Source organism: Paenibacillus sonchi, assembly GCF_016772475.1.
Classification (GTDB): Bacteria; Bacillota; Bacilli; order Paenibacillales; family Paenibacillaceae; genus Paenibacillus_AQ; species Paenibacillus_AQ sonchi.
Map to the genome: position 1 here is coordinate 1,205,325 of NZ_CP068595.1, position 16,750 is coordinate 1,222,074.

The window sequence follows — 16,750 nt, forward strand, 5'->3', positions numbered from 1 at the left end:
TTTCTTAAGAAATCTTAGGCGAGCGGGTAACGTGTAATAAAATCTGTCCGGTACATGTCGCTTGCGGCTGAGATGGCCCCCTTATGGCGTTCGACGATCCCCTTGGCAATAGCCAGGCCCAGCCCGGAGCCGCCCGTATATTGTGAACGGGAGCGTTCAGCCCGGTAAAAGCGTTCAAAAATATGCGGAAGATCGCTTTCCGCAATCCGTTCACCAAAGTTGCTGATCCGCACCACAGCTTCATCGCCTTCACGGGACAGTCCGATCTCCAGCCTCTTGCCCTCCCGTCCATACCTTATCGCATTGGTAATCAGATTTTCGTACGCCCGCAGCAGTTCATAAGGAGCGGCCTGAATCCATAGCGAATCGGTCTCATCCACCAGTTCGTAGGTCATGCCTGCCCGGGCCAGCTCCGGAACCGCTTCTTCCGCCAACTGGCGCATAAAGGCCTTCAAATCCAGACGTTCCGGCACAAGCGGGAGCCCTCCGCTGCTGACACGGGTATACTCGAACAGATCATCAATGAGTTTTTGCAGAACCAATGCTTTTTGGTAGGCAATATTCACGTAATAGCGCAGTTCCGTCTCTTCCCGGCAGCGGTCCTGCTCAATATATTCAAGATAGCCAAGAACGGATGTCAGCGGGGTGCGCAAATCGTGGGATACGCCTGTAATCAGCTCATTTTTGGCAGCGACTGTCTTGCGTTCTTCCAGGAGGGAATGCTGGAGCCGTTCAGACATGATATTGATGTTCTCCGCCAGCAGACCCAGCTCATCCGCAGTCCGGACCTCAATCCGGTGCGACTCTCCCAGCTTCGTAATTTGCTGAATGCCGCGTGTGATCTCCTCCAGATACAGAACTATTTTCCGCGTATAGATAAAAAAGAAAAACAGAAAGCTCAGAATACCGGCAGCAGTCATTACCGGAACTGAGCCAATATGATTAATAACCCATCTCAGGAGCTGTGAATACGCCGCTGACGGCGGAGAAGGATTCAAATAGACGAGGGAATTCACCAGACGGTACCCTCCGATTAGCAGAATTGCTCCCGAGACTACGCTAAGTATAAACGCCCATATGAATTTCCAGCGGATTGTAGTTACATATTTGGCATTCACCCATTCTCACCTCAGGCTTTCAGGACGGCCTGTCCAATTTGTAGCCGATTCCCCACACGGTCTGTATATAGCGGGGGCGCTTCGGGTCAAGCTCTATTTTCTCGCGGATATTGCGGATATGTACCATCACGGTATTGCCGCCATCCAGAAAAGGATCACTCCAGACATTCGTATAAATCTGCTCCATGCTGAGTACCTGCCCCTGATGTCTGGCCAGCAGCTCCAGAATGGAAAACTCCCGGGGGGTCAGCTTCACCTTGCGGTTATCCACACTGACCTCATGCTTCGCGATGTCTATCACCAAATCTTCGAAGACCAGTTCATTCTCGTTAGGTTTCACCGGAGCCTCCTTATTGAACCGATGGTAGCGGCGCAGCTGGGATTTGGCCCGCGCCACCAGCTCCAATGGATTAAACGGCTTCCCTACATAATCGTCGGCCCCTATGCTCAGCCCGAGAATTTTGTCCATATCCGAATTTTTGGCGGAGAGCATAATAATCGGCATGTTTTGTTCTTCACGGATCTCCATACAAGCCGCGATTCCGTCCATCCGGGGCATCATTACATCCATAATAATCAGATCGACGGTCTCTTCCCTCAAGTAATCCAGCGCTTCCATCCCGTCATACGCCTTGAGCAGCCGGTATCCCTCATTGCGGAAATAGATGTCCAGCAGATTTACAATCTCCTTCTCATCGTCAACCAGCAGGATTGTTTCTTGTTTCATAGGCAAGTATCCTCTCTACCCCAAAAATACCATTCCCCACTATTTTATATTAAAGATCGATATGACAAAAAGCCCTGTATCCGATATTTTTCGGATCAGGGCTTCAGAAATGCCTGTGTATTCAACTGCAATGCCTAACTCTCCAACAACCGGATCAGCTCTTCTTCATCCTCAATCACCTGAATGCCCAGCTGCTGCGCCTTGGCCAGCTTGCTGCCTGCTTTCTCGCCGGCGATGACGAGATCGGTTTTTTTGGAGACACTGCCGGAGACTTTGGCACCCAGCGCTTCCAGACGTTCCGCCGCTTCCTCGCGGGTAAGCTTCTGCAGCGAACCGGTCAGTACGACCGTTTTGCCGCTGAAGAAAGAATCGGTACTCACTTGACGCGGAGCCTCAGGTGCCTTCGCTTCCACCCCTAGCTCAAGCATACGGTTGATGCTGGTGATCACAAAGGGATCGGCAAAAAAGCTGACAATGCTCTCAGCAACAATGCCCCCGATGTCCGGAAGTCCGGACAGTTCCTCGGCGGTTGCCTTCATGACCCCTTCCAGGCTCCGGTAATGATCCGCGAGCATTCTGGTGGTCGCCTTGCCGGTGTTCGGAATCCCCAGGGCATACAGGAAAGACGCAAGATCCCGTCCTTTGCTCTCCTCCAGCGCTTTCAGCAGATTCGCCGCCTTCTTCTCTCCAAAACGTTCCAGCTTGACCAGCTGCTCAAAGGTGAGCTCGTATAAATCAGCAGGCTCGCGCACATTCAATTCTTCATATAGCTGACCAGCCGTCTTGTCACTGAAGGTTTCGATATCCATCGCATCTCTGGAGGCAAAGTGAGTGATCCGTCCGATGATCTGCGGCTTGCAGTTCAGCTTATTGTTGCAGAAGAGGTGTGCCCCGCGCATTTCCAGCGGGAAGCCGCAGGCCGGGCAGTCTACAGGGAAAATAATCTCCCCCCGTCACTTTCTTCTGTGACTTTGCCGAGAATTTCCGGAATGACATCATTGGAGCGGCGGATGAACACACGCGTACCGAGGGCATGCTTGAGATTCTTCCGTTCAATATCTCCGACGTTGTTCAGTGTACAGTTCTGGACGGTCACGCCAGCCAGCTCAACCGCCTCAACCCGGGCCAAAGGAGTGACCTTGCCGGTGCGGCCCACGTTCCAGCTTACCGACTCCAGAATGGTCGTGGTTTCTTCTGCCTCGAATTTATAAGCCACCGCCCAGCGCGGGAACTTGTCCGTATACCCCAGCACCTCGCGGATGCGGAAGTCCGTTACCTTAATAACCGCCCCATCGATCAGGTAGTCAAGACCGGAACGGCTCTCTTCGATTTCCGCCAGCTGCTCGGTGACATCATCAAACTTATCGAAATAAGTAAGATACGGATTGACCTTAAACCGGTTGGTCCGCAGAAAATCCATCATTTCCTGATGGTCGGAGAACTGCACACCCTCTGCATAACCTATATTATAGAAAAAAGCGTTGAGTCTTCGTTCCGCCGTAGTCTTGGGATTCAGGTTGCGCAGCGCCCCTGCCGCCCCGTTGCGGGCATTCTTGAGCGGTTCCGCCGCCCTTGTGTTATAGTCGGCCAGCACAGACAGATTCATAATCCCTTCACCCTGCACCTCAATAACGCCTTCCTTAAAAGGAATCGTTAGAGGAACCGATTTGATCGTCTTCACCTGGGCAAGAATGCCTTCCCCGGTCACGCCATTGCCGCGTGTCGCTGCCTGTACCAGCGTTCCGTCACGATAGGTCAGGTTCAGGGTCAAGCCGTCAAATTTCAGTTCCACCGCGTAGCAGGGCTCTGGAAGAGGGTTTTCCGGATTTTTGGTGTTGTAATCATTCACAAGCTTCAGCACCCGCGTGTGCCAGCTGCGGAGCTGTTCAATATTCTGCGCCTTATCCAGGCTCCACAGCGGGGCCAGATGCCGGTGCGGGGTGAAGCCTTTCAGCAGTTCTCCCCTACACGCTGTGTAGGAGAATGAGGCAGTATAATGCCGCTCTCCGCTTCAAGGGCCACCAGCTTATCATAAAGGACATCGTACTCTTTGTCGCTGACCTGAGGCGCATCCAGCGTATAGTAGTGATAATTATATTGATTCAGCTCGGCAACGAGCTCTTCCATGGTGTGCATAACATCCATCCGGGAACATCCCTCCATCAAATAGTGTCCTACGGTTAGCGTGGTCTAAAAACGCATTCGTTAATCGCAGCCGAATTATTCGACTTTGGTAATGGGCGCAAAGCCCGCCAGCAGCCGCTTCACACCCACCGGCGCCGGAAAAGCAATCTGCAGCTCCGTATCGTTGCCGCTGCCCTTCACGGACACAATGGTGCCGGTGCCCCATTTGCCGTGGGAGACCTTGTCGCCGGCCTTGAAGTCGCCCGGCGCCGCCGCTCCCGGAGCGCGCTGCGCGCCTCCGGTGGCCACGGTCACGCGGCCCGCGCCGGCCGCCGCGGACGCTGTGCTGCCGCCGAAGCCGGCGTTCCCGCCGCCTGCCGGCGCATTCCCGGCAGCGCTGCTGCGGCTGCCGAAGTTCCCCCGGCTGCCGCCGCCGAAGCCGCGGCCGCCATAGGCACCGCCTACCTCCGCGCCGCGGCGGAAGCGGTCCGGGGCTCCGCCGGTATCTTCCTTCAGCTCCTCCGGAATCTCCTCCAGGAAGCGCGACGGCGGATTCGCCGTCGTCCGCCCGAACAGCGTGCGCATCCGTGCACAGCTGAGGAACAGCTGCTTCTCCGCACGGGTGATCCCTACATACGCCAGCCGCCGCTCTTCTTCCAATTCATCATTGTCCTGGAAGGCCCGGCTGTGCGGGAAGACGCCCTCCTCCATCCCGATAATGAAGACGGTCGGGAACTCCAGCCCCTTGGCGCTGTGCATGGTCATCAGCACCACCGCATCGCTGCGCTCCTCATCATCGTTCACGCTGTCGATGTCTGCGATCAGCGCCAGATCGGTCAGGAAGGACACCAGCGACTTGTCCTCATTGTTTTTCTCAAATTCCATCGTTACCGACAGGAATTCGTCAATATTTTCAAGACGGGAGCGGGATTCGAGGGTATTCTCATTCTGCAGCTCCAGCCGGTACTGGGACAGCTCCAGAATCTTCTCCGTCAGCTCCGTCACGGACAGGAATTCCACCATCCGGTGCAGTGCCTCGATCATATCGTAGAACTCTACGAGTGTATTGCGCGTCCGTCCCGCAAAACCCAGATCATCCACCGTCTGCAGCGCCCGGAAGATAGACACCCCCTGTGAAGCAGCGGCTGCAGCCAGCTTGCCCACCGTCGTATCCCCCAGCCCCCGCTTGGGCACGTTGATAATCCGCGTCAGGCTGATATCGTCATCGGGATTAGACAAAAGACGCAGATACGCCAGCAGATCCTTAATTTCTTTGCGGTCATAGAACTTGATCCCGCCGACAATCTGGTAAGGAATATCCGATTTGATCAGGATTTCTTCTATTACACGCGACTGGGCGTTGGTACGGTACAGGATGGCATGGTTCTGGTATGACTGCCCTTGCTTCACATTTTTGCTGATTTCTCCAGTTACAAAATAACCCTCGTCATGCTCAGAGTCGCCGCGGAATACCTTGATCTTCGCCCCTTCCGCTGAATCCGTCCACAGCTTCTTCGGCTTGCGTCCGGTGTTCAGCGCGATCACGCCGTTGGCCGCATTCAGAATATTGGAGGTTGAGCGGTAGTTCTGCTCCAGCAGAATCGTCTTCGCTTCGGGATAATCCTCTTCGAAATTCAGAATGTTCGTGATATCCGCCCCGCGCCAGCGGTAGATCGACTGGTCGCTGTCGCCGACCACGCAAATGCGGTGATGGCTGTCCGCCAGCATCCGGCAGAGCATATACTGCGCCCTGTTCGTATCCTGATACTCATCGACATGGATGTATTTGAATTTCTTCTGGTAGAAATCCAGCACCTCCGGGACTTCCTTGAACAATTCGATCGTCTTCATAATCAGATCATCAAAGTCCAGCGAGTTGTTGCTCTTCAGCCGCTTCTGGTACATCGTATACACTTTGGCCACGAGGCCCTCCAGATAATCGCCGATTTTCTGCTCATATTGCGCAGGTGTGATCAGTTCATTCTTCGCGGCACTAATCATGGCCTGGACAGCCTTGGGTTCGAACTTCTTCGTATCGATGTTCAGATCCTTCATGCAGTTACGGATAACAGACAACTGGTCCGTGGAATCCAGGATAGAGAAGTTGGAGGTGAAGCCAATCCGCTCGATATCCTTGCGCAGAATCCGCACACTCATCGAGTGGAAGGTGGATACCCAAATATCCCGCCCCTCCGGCCCTACCAGCCTGGAGACACGGTCCTGCATTTCCCTGGCAGCCTTGTTGGTGAAGGTAATTGCCAGAATCGCCCACGGCGGCGCTTTGCGGTTCGCAATCAGCCAGGCAATGCGGTGGGTAAGCACGCGTGTCTTGCCGCTGCCCGCTCCGGCCATAATGAGCAAAGGGCCTTCAGTGGTTTCTACAGCCTGACGCTGTGGAGGATTAAGCCGGCTTACGGCATCCTGTATGTTAACAAGTTGCATGTGTGACATGCTCCTTTCTAAATATCACGAATTAAAATTCAATCTGTGGTGTCTGCTTCACCGCCTGTACGGTAAGCAGCGCCTGCTGCAAATTCTGGTAGATCACATTGCCGACCACTACAGTATCACACAGCGCAGCAGCCTGCCCGGCTTCAGCCACGCCTGTAATCCCCCCGCCATAAAAAAGCTGGCTATGCTCCACAGTCTCTCTTACTGTGCGCACCGTATCCATGTCGCCGAATACACCGCTATACTCCAGATAAACCACCGGCAGACTCATCAGCTTGTCCGCAATTTGTGCGTAAGCCGCTGCCCCTTCCCCGCTCAGCGAGCTGTCAGCTCCTGTTAGGCGGGCTACGGAAGAATCGCCGTTCAGTACGATGTAGCCTTCGGTTAGCAGCTGCTCCCACGGAATCAGACTTCCGTAGCGTTCAATCGCCCGGCGGTGATGGCCCAATATCCAGTCGGTATCCGGGCTGTTCAGCACCATTGGAATCATATACAGATCAAAACCCGGCACTACCGCCTCTAAATCCGAGATTTCCAGGGCACAGGGCAGCTCATACTGACGCAATCTGGCTAACAAAGCAACCGTATTTTCATAGGTTACTCCGGTGGAGCCTCCGACCAGTATCGCATCCGTCCCCGACAGGCAGACCGCCTCCAGCTCACGGTCCCCCAGCTCACGGTCCGGGTCCAGCTTAAATACATGCCTCCATGGCTGTATCTTTTGCCGCATTTCTATCATCTTCGTCCATCCTCATTATTCAACCGACTTAGGTTCAAGCACCTGTTGGCCCAGGCTAATATTTCATGCCAAAAACACTTCCGCTGCCGCAAAAGCTGTATCTCTAGTCTATGTCAGCACAGAGGGGGTGTCAATTTAAAGAACGGAAAAACACGAACATTTTTTCGCCTTTTTTTGCATCTTAACGAAGCCCCTTGAACGTGCTTAGATCATCTTCAGAAACAAAGTCTGTATAGAAGCCGTCCACACCAAGGCGCGAGAGCTCCACGATTTCATTCTCCTCATTAACCGTATTCACATAGACGCGGACTCCGGCCTTTTTCAGCTTTTGCACAAAGCTCTTGGTGGCCCGGTCGGACGGCATGGTGATATCCACACCGCTCTCTTTTGCAAAATCGATTACCTGCTCATCGCTGTCCTGCGATTGGTAGAGGGTATACAGCACTTCTGGAAAAACATGGACTTTATTGACTACACCCAGCATGTCCTGATTGTAAATCTGCGGAACCACCCGTTCCAGCAAAGCCGGATCACGGCGCTCCGCAGCCTCGGTCAGCAGCCTAAACTGCTGTGTTACCCGTTCCGGGTTCATCTCTTTCGTATCTGTAACGATATAGGCATCCGGATATGCCTGCATGAGATCAAGGATTTTGTCAATATCCAGCGGAGAATAGATATCCAGGATAGGACTGTCCATAAACTGGGCATATTCCAGCACAGTGCCTTGCTTGGCGGCAGGCAGCACCGTTTGCTGTCCCAGCAGCCTGCTCATATTTTTGGACCACTCGTGGCGGGCAACCAGCTGACCATCGCTCGTAAGCATTAAATCGGCCTCAAACACACGGGTTCCCTGCTCATAATTAGCCACAAAAGCTTCCAGAGTATTCGTATACGCATGCCCATTGACGCCTCCCATAGCGTGGGCAACGATCCGGTGGGACAGAAAGCCGGCTGCCGGCTCTTTATCCCGGCCATCCAGTGTGATCACCAGCAGAGAGATCAAAGCGAAAATCATGACGACTGTAGAAATAATTTTTGTGTTTTTCATAGATGCGGTTTCCTTTCCAACACTTGGAGTAGAAACAAAAAGAAACGGCTGTGTCATTCCCGGATTCAAGGAAGGCAACCGTTTCGGCAGTTAAGATTATTAGGAAACAACTATAAGTTCAGTAAGCATTTTTGAATCCGTTGCGGATGGTTTTGAAAATAATCCGGATATCGAACAGCAGCGACCAGTTCTCGATATAGAAAATATCATGCTTGATCCGCTCTTCAATAGAGGTGTCGCCACGGAGCCCGTTGCTCTGTGCCCAGCCGGTAATTCCCGGACGTACATGATGCTTGACCATATATTTCGGAATTTCACCGCGGAACTGCTCCACAAAGTAGGGACGTTCCGGGCGGGGGCCGACTACACTCATCTGGCCAAACAGCACGTTGAAAAATTGCGGCAGCTCATCCAGACTGGTCCTGCGGATAAAGGTACCGAACTTGGTCCGCCGAGGATCGACCGGAGTACTCCAGCCCGTATCTTCCACCCCTTCCTGCTGCATCTTCATAGAGCGGAACTTATACATCATGAAATTGCGCCGGTTCAGCCCCACCCGCTCCTGCTTGAAAATGACCGGACCCGGGGAAGTCAGACGCACACCCAGCGCCACAAGCAGCATCACAGGCGACAAAATGATAATGGCGAACAGTGAAAAAAGAATATCAAAAGCGCGCTTGGCCAGCTTGTTGCCAGTCATATCCAGCGGAATGTCACGGACATTGATCATCGGCATGCCGGCAAAATTATCAAAGTAAGGCCGGGCCGGCAAATAATCGAAGAAATCAGGAATAATCAGCGTCCGCACCCCGGCCTTCTCACAGGCGGCGATAATCGCCGGATACTTGGAATGGGCATCCAGCGGAAGGGCCAGGATCACCTCGTCCACCGGCAGCATTTCCAGCATCCCCGGCAGTTCATCCACGGTCCCCAGGATCGGCTTGTAGCGCTGTTCTTCAATGTCATCCCATGTATGAAAATCATCCAGAAAGCCAATGGTTTCATATCCCAGCTCCGGGTACTGCACCAGGTTGTTGTAAAATCTTTTACCCAACGTACCGGCACCTAGAATCAGGACAAACTGGCGGTTAAGGCCTTTTTCGCGCAGCGATTTCAGCATTTTCTTCAGCACATAGCGGTACAGCATAATAGAAAGGACGTTAAAACCCATATAGATCGCAAGGTATTGCCGGGATACGTCAATTTCCTTCAGGAAAAACATTAAGCCAAGCAGCATAAAAACAGCCATGATATGGACCTGGAAAATCTTAAGGAACTCATCGACGAAACGCTTCTTGCGCTTTGGCAGGTACAATGACAGTACAATCCCAATTAATACGGAGATCGCCCCGTAGACAAAGCTCCAATAAGCATAAGACTCTATAGGCAGCGTATTATAGGATTCCAGTAGACCGCTTCGGAATTTAAGCCACCAAGCTGCCAGAAAGGATAGTTGTATCACTAAAAAATCGGCAACCATGTAGAGCTGTGTTAAAAACCTCTGGTTACGGCGAATCATAATCTCACCTCAGCATTCGATTCCGTTCTTGAACCCGCTTCTGCGGTACCTGTAAGCGTCTGCGCCGGGGACGGTGCGGTCCGGGGACGGATGAGAGCATTGCGCACCAGTGAGAGCACGAACTTCACGCCCACTCCGGTATAGACCGCTCCATTTATCATACTGTTGTACCGCTTGCTATAATGCTTGCGGTGAAATAAAATCATCGCCCGATGAAACTCATAGACGATCTTGAACGGCCTGCGCCGCGCACTGCCGCCCTTCAAATGTATGATGGACGTCTGCGGATAATAATAGATTCCCCAGCCGGCCTCCTTAATCCGGAAGCACCAGTCCAAATCCTCACCGTACATAAAAAAGTCCTCATCCAATCCGCCCACCTGCTCAATCGTCTCCCGCCGCAGCAGCATAAACGCTCCGACCAGACAATCTACAGGATAATCCTGATCAGGATCAAGGTAACCTAACTGATAGCCGTTGAATCTCGGCCGGTCCGGGAACAGCTTGCTGAAACCGAAAGCATAATAGAAAGAAGCAGAAGGCGTAGGGAATCCCCGCTTGCAGGCCTTATCCAGCGAACCATCCGGCAAAATCACCTTACAGCCCGAAGCTCCAATGTCCGGCCGGCTGTCCATAAAGGAGATCATCGTCTGCAGCGTGTCCTTCCGCACGACCGTATCCGAATTCAGCAGCAGCACATACCGGCCTGAAGCAACCTCCATCCCCTGATTATTGGCACGGGCATACCCGACATTCTCAGAGTTCGCAATCAGCATCACACCGGGAAATTCCCGGCTGATCCGCTCAACCGAGTCATCCCGCGAGTTATTATCTATCAGAATAATTTCATAGACAAAATTAGTTTCCGAATCATACACCGACCTCAGACAATCCATCGTCAGGCGGCATGTGTTGTAATTAAGCACAATAATACTGACATCTACACTCACTGCAAATACGCTCCTGACAAATATAGTAATCTACCGACAATTATTATAACACAAAAACCTCCTTGATAGGCGTCGCCTGTTTGGGAGGTTTTTGCAGAGTGATTTGTTAAGAAACTATTTCCTGATTGTTACTGCTGTTTACGTAACTGCCAACCTTCACTACTAAAGTTATCTTTACACTGCCTTGTTACCTTGGCTGGTTCTACCTGTTCTGAGGCTCTTAACCTTCGCCTGAATATACTTCCGTTTTTTCTTTAGATTCCGTCTCTGTGCCCAAAATGAGCCCCAGGCTTTAATTAACTTGGGTTCTTTTAAAAGCATATATCCGTGCGCTGCGGCCTCGTAGGGCAGAGAAGAGAGAAAAGTCGAAAACAACGTGCGTGCAGGCTCGTTTTTATAGATCATTTTATAACGGTTAATATAGGAAATTCTACGGATGAACATCGGCTTGCTGTCGCGGCCCGACGTTTTCCAGCCCCGCTCATGGTAGCCGACCGCCTCTGCATCGTAGTAGGCCAGCCAGCCGAATAGCTCTGCCCGCCAGGCCACATCCACATCTTCCTTATATGCAAAAAAATCCGCATCAAAAAACTCGCCATTCACGCTGATATCCTCAATCATCCGGCGGGAATACATCGCAGCTGCACCTGACACCCCGAATACAATTCCTGATTCCGGCCACTGCGCAGCAGGCTCTCCGGCTCCACGGTCAAAGGCACGCCGCGCCCGGTTCATCCGCAGTCCTGTACTGTCTACGAGGGAGTGGTCCGCTTTTAACAAAAGCTTACCTGTGGCACTGCCAATCCGGGGGTTGGCTTCCATCCTCGCAATCAGGCGGGAGATATAATCAGGTTCCAGCGTCAGATCCGGGTTAAGGACCAGCACATAATCTGTATCCGTAGCCGCAATAGCCTGATTGTGAGCGGGGGCGAAGCCGGTGTTGATGGGGTTTTCCAAAAGAATCAGTGAAGGAACATGTACCTTCGACTTCAAGCCATCCTCCGCCCCGCCTTCCAGTTGCTGTGCTGAATGGGCTTGCGCGGCGAGTGTATCGCTGAACGCTCTTACCCTGCCCGCGCAGCCGTCTGCCGAGGCATTGTCTGCCACAACGATCTGCTGGACGGGATAGTCCTGGGCACACACTGCGGTCAGACAATCCGTAATGTCATCTGCGCTGTTATAAGTAACAATGTGTACGCTTACTGTTTTGTTGTTGATTTTATTACTGATGTTGCTATTGAATTTGTTGTTCATAAGTGACCTCGAGTTCTGGTTTTTATGAGGTACTGGGCGGTCCGAAGACTGAACAGCTACACTCCATTATACCGAAAACAAGAATGGGCGGCTATGTGGACTTGTAACAGGAACCCATTCACTCACCGACACTCCACAGGGAGCCTAGTCGCCCGCTCATGAAACGCCGTCCCCTTCATCAAAGAAACGGCAATAATCCGTAACGCAAAAGTATATTTTCACAAAAAGACTCCCAACCCGCAAGCCGCGGTTCAGGAGTCTCCGAAATTAGTGATATAAATTATTTTAGCTCAAGCAAAAAATCCCTCAGTCCTTCACGCCATGGCCGGAGGTCCTGAAATCCGTTCGTCCGGATGGACAAGTGTTCCAACACCGAGTAACGGGGCCGTGGCGCCGGACGAGGAAACTGCTCCGTTGCACATGGCTCCAGCTTGGCTGTAAACTTTAACCCCAGAATGTCTTCAGCTTCAGCAAAGATCGCTTGCGTGAATTCATACCAGGTGCAGAACTCCGTGTTCGAGGCATGGTAGACGCCATACTTCTCGGTCTGTATCAGCTCAAGCAGAAAGTTGGCCAAATCAACAGTGTATGTCGGTGAGCCCTTTTGGTCGTCCACCACCTGCAGCAGCGGCTTCTCCTGCCCCAGCTTCAGCATGGTTTTTACAAAGTTATTGCCATATTTGCCATACACCCAGGAAGTACGAACGATGAAGAACTTGGAGGATAAAGACTGTACCAAGACTTCTCCAGCCCGCTTCGATTTGCCGTAGATGCTCTGCGGATCGGTATTATCATATTCATGGTATGGCTGAGTGCCCATGCCGTCAAAAACATAATCTGTACTGATGTACACCAGCTTCGCCCCCGCCTTCTCAGCAGCAAGCGCCACATTCCGGCTGCCGGTGGCATTGATCAGATACGCCGCATCTATGTCTGTCTCAGCAACATCTACCGCAGTATGAGCGGCACAGTGAATGACAGCATCCGGTGCGAATCCACCAATGATTCCCACACATTGATCCAGATCGGTAATATCCATCTCCTGGCGGTCGCAGCCCAGAACCTCATGACCCTGCGCTTGAAGCAAAAGCACCAAATCCTGACCCAACTGCCCGGCTGAGCCGGTAACAAGCACCTTCATCTTTGGCATTACAGCGAATCCCCCAGACGGCTGCCGTACTGGAGCTCAGCATATTTCTGGTACTCACCAGATTGTATGCGGGTCCACCATTCCTGGTTATCCAGATACCACTGGATCGTTTCCTTAATCCCCGTTTCAAAAGTATGCTTAGGCTTCCAGCCCAGCTCTCTCGTGATTTTGGTTGGATCAATGCCATAGCGGCGGTCATGCCCGGGACGGTCCTGAACATAGGTGATCAGCGAGTCCGGTTTGCCCAGTTCCTGCAGCACCGTCTTTACAATATGAACATTCGTGCGCTCGTTGTTCCCGCCAATGTTGTACACCTCGCCGTTCACACCTTCATGAATAACCAGATCAATCGCACTGCAGTGATCCTCAACATACAGCCAGTCACGGATGTTCATTCCATCGCCATACACCGGCAGCGCCTGATCCGCCAACGCCCGCGAGATCATCAGCGGAATCAGCTTCTCAGGGAACTGGTAGGGACCGTAGTTATTGGAGCAGCGGGTGATATTCACCGGCAGACCAAAGGTCTCATGATAAGCACGCACCAGCAAATCCCCGCCCGCCTTGCTGGCGGAATACGGACTGTTCGGAGTAAGCGGCGTTTCTTCCGTAAACAGGCCAGTCGCGCCAAGCGTTCCATACACCTCATCTGTGGAGACCTGAACAAACTTGGTCACGTTATATTTTTTGGCCGCATCCAAAAGCACTTGCGTCCCCAGCACATTCGTCTTCACAAACACATCGGGCTCCAAAATACTCCGGTCCACATGCGACTCCGCCGCAAAATTGACCACAACATCAACGCCCTGGCTGAACAGCGCATCCATCGCCTGTACATCCGTGATATCAGCCTTGGCAAACGTATAATTCGGATGATTCTCAATCGACTTCAAATTTTCCAGATTGCCTGCGTAAGTAAGTGCATCTACATTGATGATTTTGTACTCCGGATGTTGCTGCAGCATGTAAATTACAAAATTGCTGCCGATAAATCCGGCCCCGCCGGTAACGAGCAGTTTCATGTGTTAACCCACCTTTTGTTCATTGAAATGAAATTGTGCATTAAAATAAATGAGCAAGTGTCTTGAGACAACCAAATAAATGAAATGCTCAATTACATTTTCACATTTAAAGATACGAATTGCATTTGTTATACCGCGTAATCTCCATTGATTAAAACTATACGTTCTGGTAACTGCTATTACCCAAAGTTTAGTTCAGCATCCTTCAACAGCGGATGACGCTGGTCTTTATCCGACAACACCGGAGCAGACGTCGGCCAATCAATGCCAAGCGCCGGATCACTCCATAATATGCCGCGGTCATTCTCAGGGGAATAATATTCGTCCACTTTGTATAACACTTGGGTGTTCGGCACAAGCGTGCAGAAGCCATGGGCAAAACCCTTTGGCACAAGCAGTTGGCGTTTATTATGTTCACTGAGAATAACACCAACCCACTGTCCAAATGTAGGGGAGCTGCGGCGGATATCCACAATCACATCGTAAATTACTCCAGACAACACACGAATTAACTTCGTTTGTGCTTTAGGATTCAATTGGTAGTGAAGACCACGCAGTACGCCAACCTCTGCCGACAGGGATTGATTGTCTTGGATAAACTGATAGTTCACACCAAGCTTGTGCATGATGTCTTCATTGTAGCTTTCCATAAAAAAACCCCGGTTGTCGCCATGGACCACCGGTTCGAGAAGGCTTGCGCCTTGGAGTTTTAAAGGAGTGACATTCATTCTGGAGCTCCTCCCCTGTTCTACTGTTTCAATTTCCCAAACATTTCATTAAATATGATATCCTTAGCCAATTCGTTAGCTCTAGCTAGCGAAGCATGTGTACCAGCATCTGTCCACCAGCCGTTTAGAACATCATACGTCAATTGACTCCTTTTAATATACGCGTTATTCACATCTGTTATTTCAAGTTCGCCACGATGAGACGGAGTGAGAGTCTTAATGATTTCAAAGACACTGCTATCAAACATATATATGCCGGTTACCGCAAAACTGCTCTTAGGATTTTGAGGTTTCTCCTCGATGGAAATAATCTTATCATCCTGCAGTTCAGGCACACCAAAACGCTGCGGGTCAGAGACTTTCTGGATCAAAATCTTAGCACCCTCAACCTGCGATTCAAAATTTTTCACATATTGTGTGATGTCCTCATCAAATACATTATCGCCAAGGATCACTACGCTTTGATCAGAACCCACAAACTGTTCTGCCAGTCCCAAGGCCTGGGCAATGCCACCAGCTGCATCTTGAACTTTATACGTAAACGAAACATTCATCGTGCTTCCACTTCCCAGCAAGTTCACCACATCGCCCATGTGCTCTTTCCCGGTAACAACCAGAATATCTTCTATTCCAGCCTGTTTGAGCTTATAGATAGCGTGAAAAATCATCGGATACTTGCCAACGGGCAACAGGTGCTTATTGGTTACTTTGGTCAGAGGATACAGACGGGAGCCTGTGCCTCCGGCTAGGATTATGCCTTTCACCCGAAAAACCTCCATCCTAAAGAATCAGAAATTAAATCAAACTAATTAGCGAGTATTAAGGCTCCAAAGATTATTAAACAGACACCAATAATTTTTTTGGATGTTATATTTTCTTTAAGAAGCCACTTAGATAGAATCATAGTCCAGATATATGTTATCGAAGTCAACGGATAACCAATTGTATAAGGCACTCTTTTTAACAAAAGTACATTTAAATATGCACCAATCAAATATAAGAAACCGCCAATTAATAGATTAACTATAAAAGTTTTATGCAGCCCTATAGATTGGGTTGTTGACAATTTAAAAAAATATCCTCCAAAAGATCCGATTAATGTCATCGACAGCACCAAAAGTATGTTAATCATTTTCCGCACCTATTATTATTGCTCCTGCTGAAACAAAAAGAATACCAACTATAGTTTTAAAATCAATCATTTCATTTAACCAGAAAAATCCTATAAATATTGAGAAAATATAGCCAGTACTTAGCAATGGATGCAGTATTGAAAGGCTACCATGTTTAAATGCTATTATCATCAAGACAGCACCAATAAAGTAACTTATTAGTCCAATAAACAAATAAAGAAAATTTTCACCATTAGAAACTTTCCAAGTTGCTTGTCCAACAGATGTGAAAATAGCAGAGGCCAGCATCAGTAAAATCCCAATTTTATTCGTTTTAAATGTTGATAGTTTAATATTTCTCACTCCAATAAAAATAGAGATTAGCTAAATATTATTTAGTAATACAGATGCAATCCATCCAACCACAATCCCAACAAAAATCCCACCTAAGACTTCTAACCTTGTATGTCCTTGAGATTCTCTGTGTTTCCTATTCAATTGAGATCCAGTTGAAGTATTAATTTCGTTGAGATTTCTAGCATGATCGCCAAGTGCCCTACGTATTCCAGTAGCATCTAATATAACAATAAAAGAAAAGGCTACTCCCAGAGCGAACATTTCTGTATTCACACCACTACTAAATCCAATAGCAGCTGTTGTAGAAACGGCTACAGTTGTGTGTGTACTGGGAAAGCCCCCATTCCCAACCATATGCTTTGCATTTGCTCCATGTCTAATCGTATTAACGCAATATTTTATTATACCAGAGCATAACCACCCTATAAATGGAACTAGAAATAACATTTAA

At 50.2% G+C, this 16,750-nt stretch carries 15 protein-coding genes and 1 pseudogene; all 16 read right to left on the bottom strand.

From position 1 onward, the window contains the following. Positions 1–14: 14 nt before the first annotated feature. The 16 genes and pseudogenes from JI735_RS05650 to JI735_RS05725 all read right to left on the bottom strand — a co-directional run bounded on the left by JI735_RS05650 (position 15) and on the right by JI735_RS05725 (position 16,746). Positions 15–1,118 carry a sensor histidine kinase gene (locus JI735_RS05650; RefSeq protein ID WP_039835709.1) on the bottom strand — a complete coding sequence of 368 codons (1,104 nt, stop codon included), beginning with the start codon at positions 1,116–1,118 and terminating at the stop codon, positions 15–17. Positions 1,119–1,137: 19 nt separating this feature from the next. After that, entirely contained in the window at positions 1,138–1,845 is a 708-nt protein-coding gene (locus JI735_RS05655; RefSeq protein ID WP_039835708.1) for a response regulator transcription factor, read from the bottom strand. Positions 1,846–1,979: 134 nt separating this feature from the next. Further along, positions 1,980–3,990 (bottom strand): annotated as a pseudogene (gene ligA / locus JI735_RS05660) (NAD-dependent DNA ligase LigA). A 75-nt stretch (positions 3,991–4,065) separates the two neighbouring features. Continuing rightward, positions 4,066–6,411 (bottom strand): DNA helicase PcrA, encoded by a 2,346-nt coding sequence (pcrA, locus tag JI735_RS05665; RefSeq protein WP_202677139.1) that lies wholly within the window; start codon positions 6,409–6,411, stop codon positions 4,066–4,068. Positions 6,412–6,442: 31 nt separating this feature from the next. Beyond that, complete coding sequence (gene pcrB / locus JI735_RS05670; RefSeq protein ID WP_039833657.1) at positions 6,443–7,150, bottom strand: heptaprenylglyceryl phosphate synthase; 708 nt, start codon at positions 7,148–7,150, stop codon at positions 6,443–6,445. Positions 7,151–7,340: 190 nt separating this feature from the next. Further along, positions 7,341–8,207 (bottom strand): phosphatidylinositol-specific phospholipase C/glycerophosphodiester phosphodiesterase family protein, encoded by an 867-nt coding sequence (locus JI735_RS05675; RefSeq protein ID WP_039833655.1) that lies wholly within the window; start codon positions 8,205–8,207, stop codon positions 7,341–7,343. A 118-nt stretch (positions 8,208–8,325) separates the two neighbouring features. After that, entirely contained in the window at positions 8,326–9,726 is a 1,401-nt protein-coding gene (locus tag JI735_RS05680) for an undecaprenyl-phosphate glucose phosphotransferase (protein WP_039833654.1), read from the bottom strand. Further along, entirely contained in the window at positions 9,723–10,622 is a 900-nt protein-coding gene (locus JI735_RS05685) for a glycosyltransferase family 2 protein (RefSeq protein ID WP_051051570.1), read from the bottom strand. The genes JI735_RS05680 and JI735_RS05685 overlap by 4 nt, the downstream gene beginning before the upstream one ends. 228 nt (positions 10,623–10,850) lie before the next feature. Then, complete coding sequence (locus JI735_RS05690; RefSeq protein ID WP_202677140.1) at positions 10,851–11,930, bottom strand: glycosyltransferase family 2 protein; 1,080 nt, start codon at positions 11,928–11,930, stop codon at positions 10,851–10,853. Between the two features lie 280 nt (positions 11,931–12,210). After that, positions 12,211–13,071: a dTDP-4-dehydrorhamnose reductase gene (gene rfbD / locus JI735_RS05695; RefSeq protein WP_039833621.1), complete on the bottom strand. Its 861-nt coding sequence runs from the start codon at positions 13,069–13,071 to the stop codon at positions 12,211–12,213. 8 nt (positions 13,072–13,079) lie between these two features. After that, positions 13,080–14,102, bottom strand: coding sequence for a dTDP-glucose 4,6-dehydratase (rfbB, locus tag JI735_RS05700; protein ID WP_039833611.1), 1,023 nt, complete (start codon positions 14,100–14,102; stop codon positions 13,080–13,082). A 179-nt stretch (positions 14,103–14,281) separates the two neighbouring features. Next, positions 14,282–14,830, bottom strand: coding sequence for a dTDP-4-dehydrorhamnose 3,5-epimerase (gene rfbC / locus JI735_RS05705; protein WP_039833610.1), 549 nt, complete (start codon positions 14,828–14,830; stop codon positions 14,282–14,284). A gap of 20 nt (positions 14,831–14,850) precedes the next feature. After that, positions 14,851–15,594, bottom strand: a complete 744-nt coding sequence (locus JI735_RS05710) for a sugar phosphate nucleotidyltransferase (RefSeq protein ID WP_039833608.1) — start codon at positions 15,592–15,594, stop codon at positions 14,851–14,853. 41 nt (positions 15,595–15,635) lie between these two features. Next, positions 15,636–15,962 carry an EamA family transporter gene (locus tag JI735_RS05715; protein WP_325175613.1) on the bottom strand — a complete coding sequence of 109 codons (327 nt, stop codon included), beginning with the start codon at positions 15,960–15,962 and terminating at the stop codon, positions 15,636–15,638. Then, positions 15,955–16,305, bottom strand: a complete 351-nt coding sequence (locus JI735_RS05720; RefSeq protein ID WP_233476265.1) for an EamA family transporter — start codon at positions 16,303–16,305, stop codon at positions 15,955–15,957. The genes JI735_RS05715 and JI735_RS05720 overlap by 8 nt, the downstream gene beginning before the upstream one ends. Before the next feature lie 21 nt (positions 16,306–16,326). Next, entirely contained in the window at positions 16,327–16,746 is a 420-nt protein-coding gene (locus JI735_RS05725) for a divergent PAP2 family protein (RefSeq protein WP_039833607.1), read from the bottom strand. Between the last annotated feature and the right edge of the window lie 4 nt (positions 16,747–16,750).

What these genes read in the sequence shown, in the direction of transcription:
- JI735_RS05655 (WP_039835708.1), bottom strand. Translation starts at nt 1,845, where the DNA reads ATGAAACAAGAAACAATCCTGCTGGTTGACGATGAGAAGGAGATTGTA.
- pcrA (WP_202677139.1), bottom strand. Translation starts at nt 6,411, where the DNA reads ATGCAACTTGTTAACATACAGGATGCCGTAAGCCGGCTTAATCCTCCA.
- pcrB (WP_039833657.1), bottom strand. Translation starts at nt 7,150, where the DNA reads ATGCGGCAAAAGATACAGCCATGGAGGCATGTATTTAAGCTGGACCCG.
- JI735_RS05675 (WP_039833655.1), bottom strand. Translation starts at nt 8,207, where the DNA reads ATGAAAAACACAAAAATTATTTCTACAGTCGTCATGATTTTCGCTTTG.
- JI735_RS05680 (WP_039833654.1), bottom strand. Translation starts at nt 9,726, where the DNA reads ATGATTCGCCGTAACCAGAGGTTTTTAACACAGCTCTACATGGTTGCC.
- JI735_RS05685 (WP_051051570.1), bottom strand. Translation starts at nt 10,622, where the DNA reads ATGGATTGTCTGAGGTCGGTGTATGATTCGGAAACTAATTTTGTCTAT.
- JI735_RS05690 (WP_202677140.1), bottom strand. Translation starts at nt 11,930, where the DNA reads ATGAACAACAAATTCAATAGCAACATCAGTAATAAAATCAACAACAAA.
- rfbD (WP_039833621.1), bottom strand. Translation starts at nt 13,071, where the DNA reads ATGAAGGTGCTTGTTACCGGCTCAGCCGGGCAGTTGGGTCAGGATTTG.
- rfbB (WP_039833611.1), bottom strand. Translation starts at nt 14,102, where the DNA reads ATGAAACTGCTCGTTACCGGCGGGGCCGGATTTATCGGCAGCAATTTT.
- rfbC (WP_039833610.1), bottom strand. Translation starts at nt 14,830, where the DNA reads ATGAATGTCACTCCTTTAAAACTCCAAGGCGCAAGCCTTCTCGAACCG.
- JI735_RS05715 (WP_325175613.1), bottom strand. Translation starts at nt 15,962, where the DNA reads ATGATTAACATACTTTTGGTGCTGTCGATGACATTAATCGGATCTTTT.
- JI735_RS05725 (WP_039833607.1), bottom strand. Translation starts at nt 16,746, where the DNA reads ATGTTATTTCTAGTTCCATTTATAGGGTGGTTATGCTCTGGTATAATA.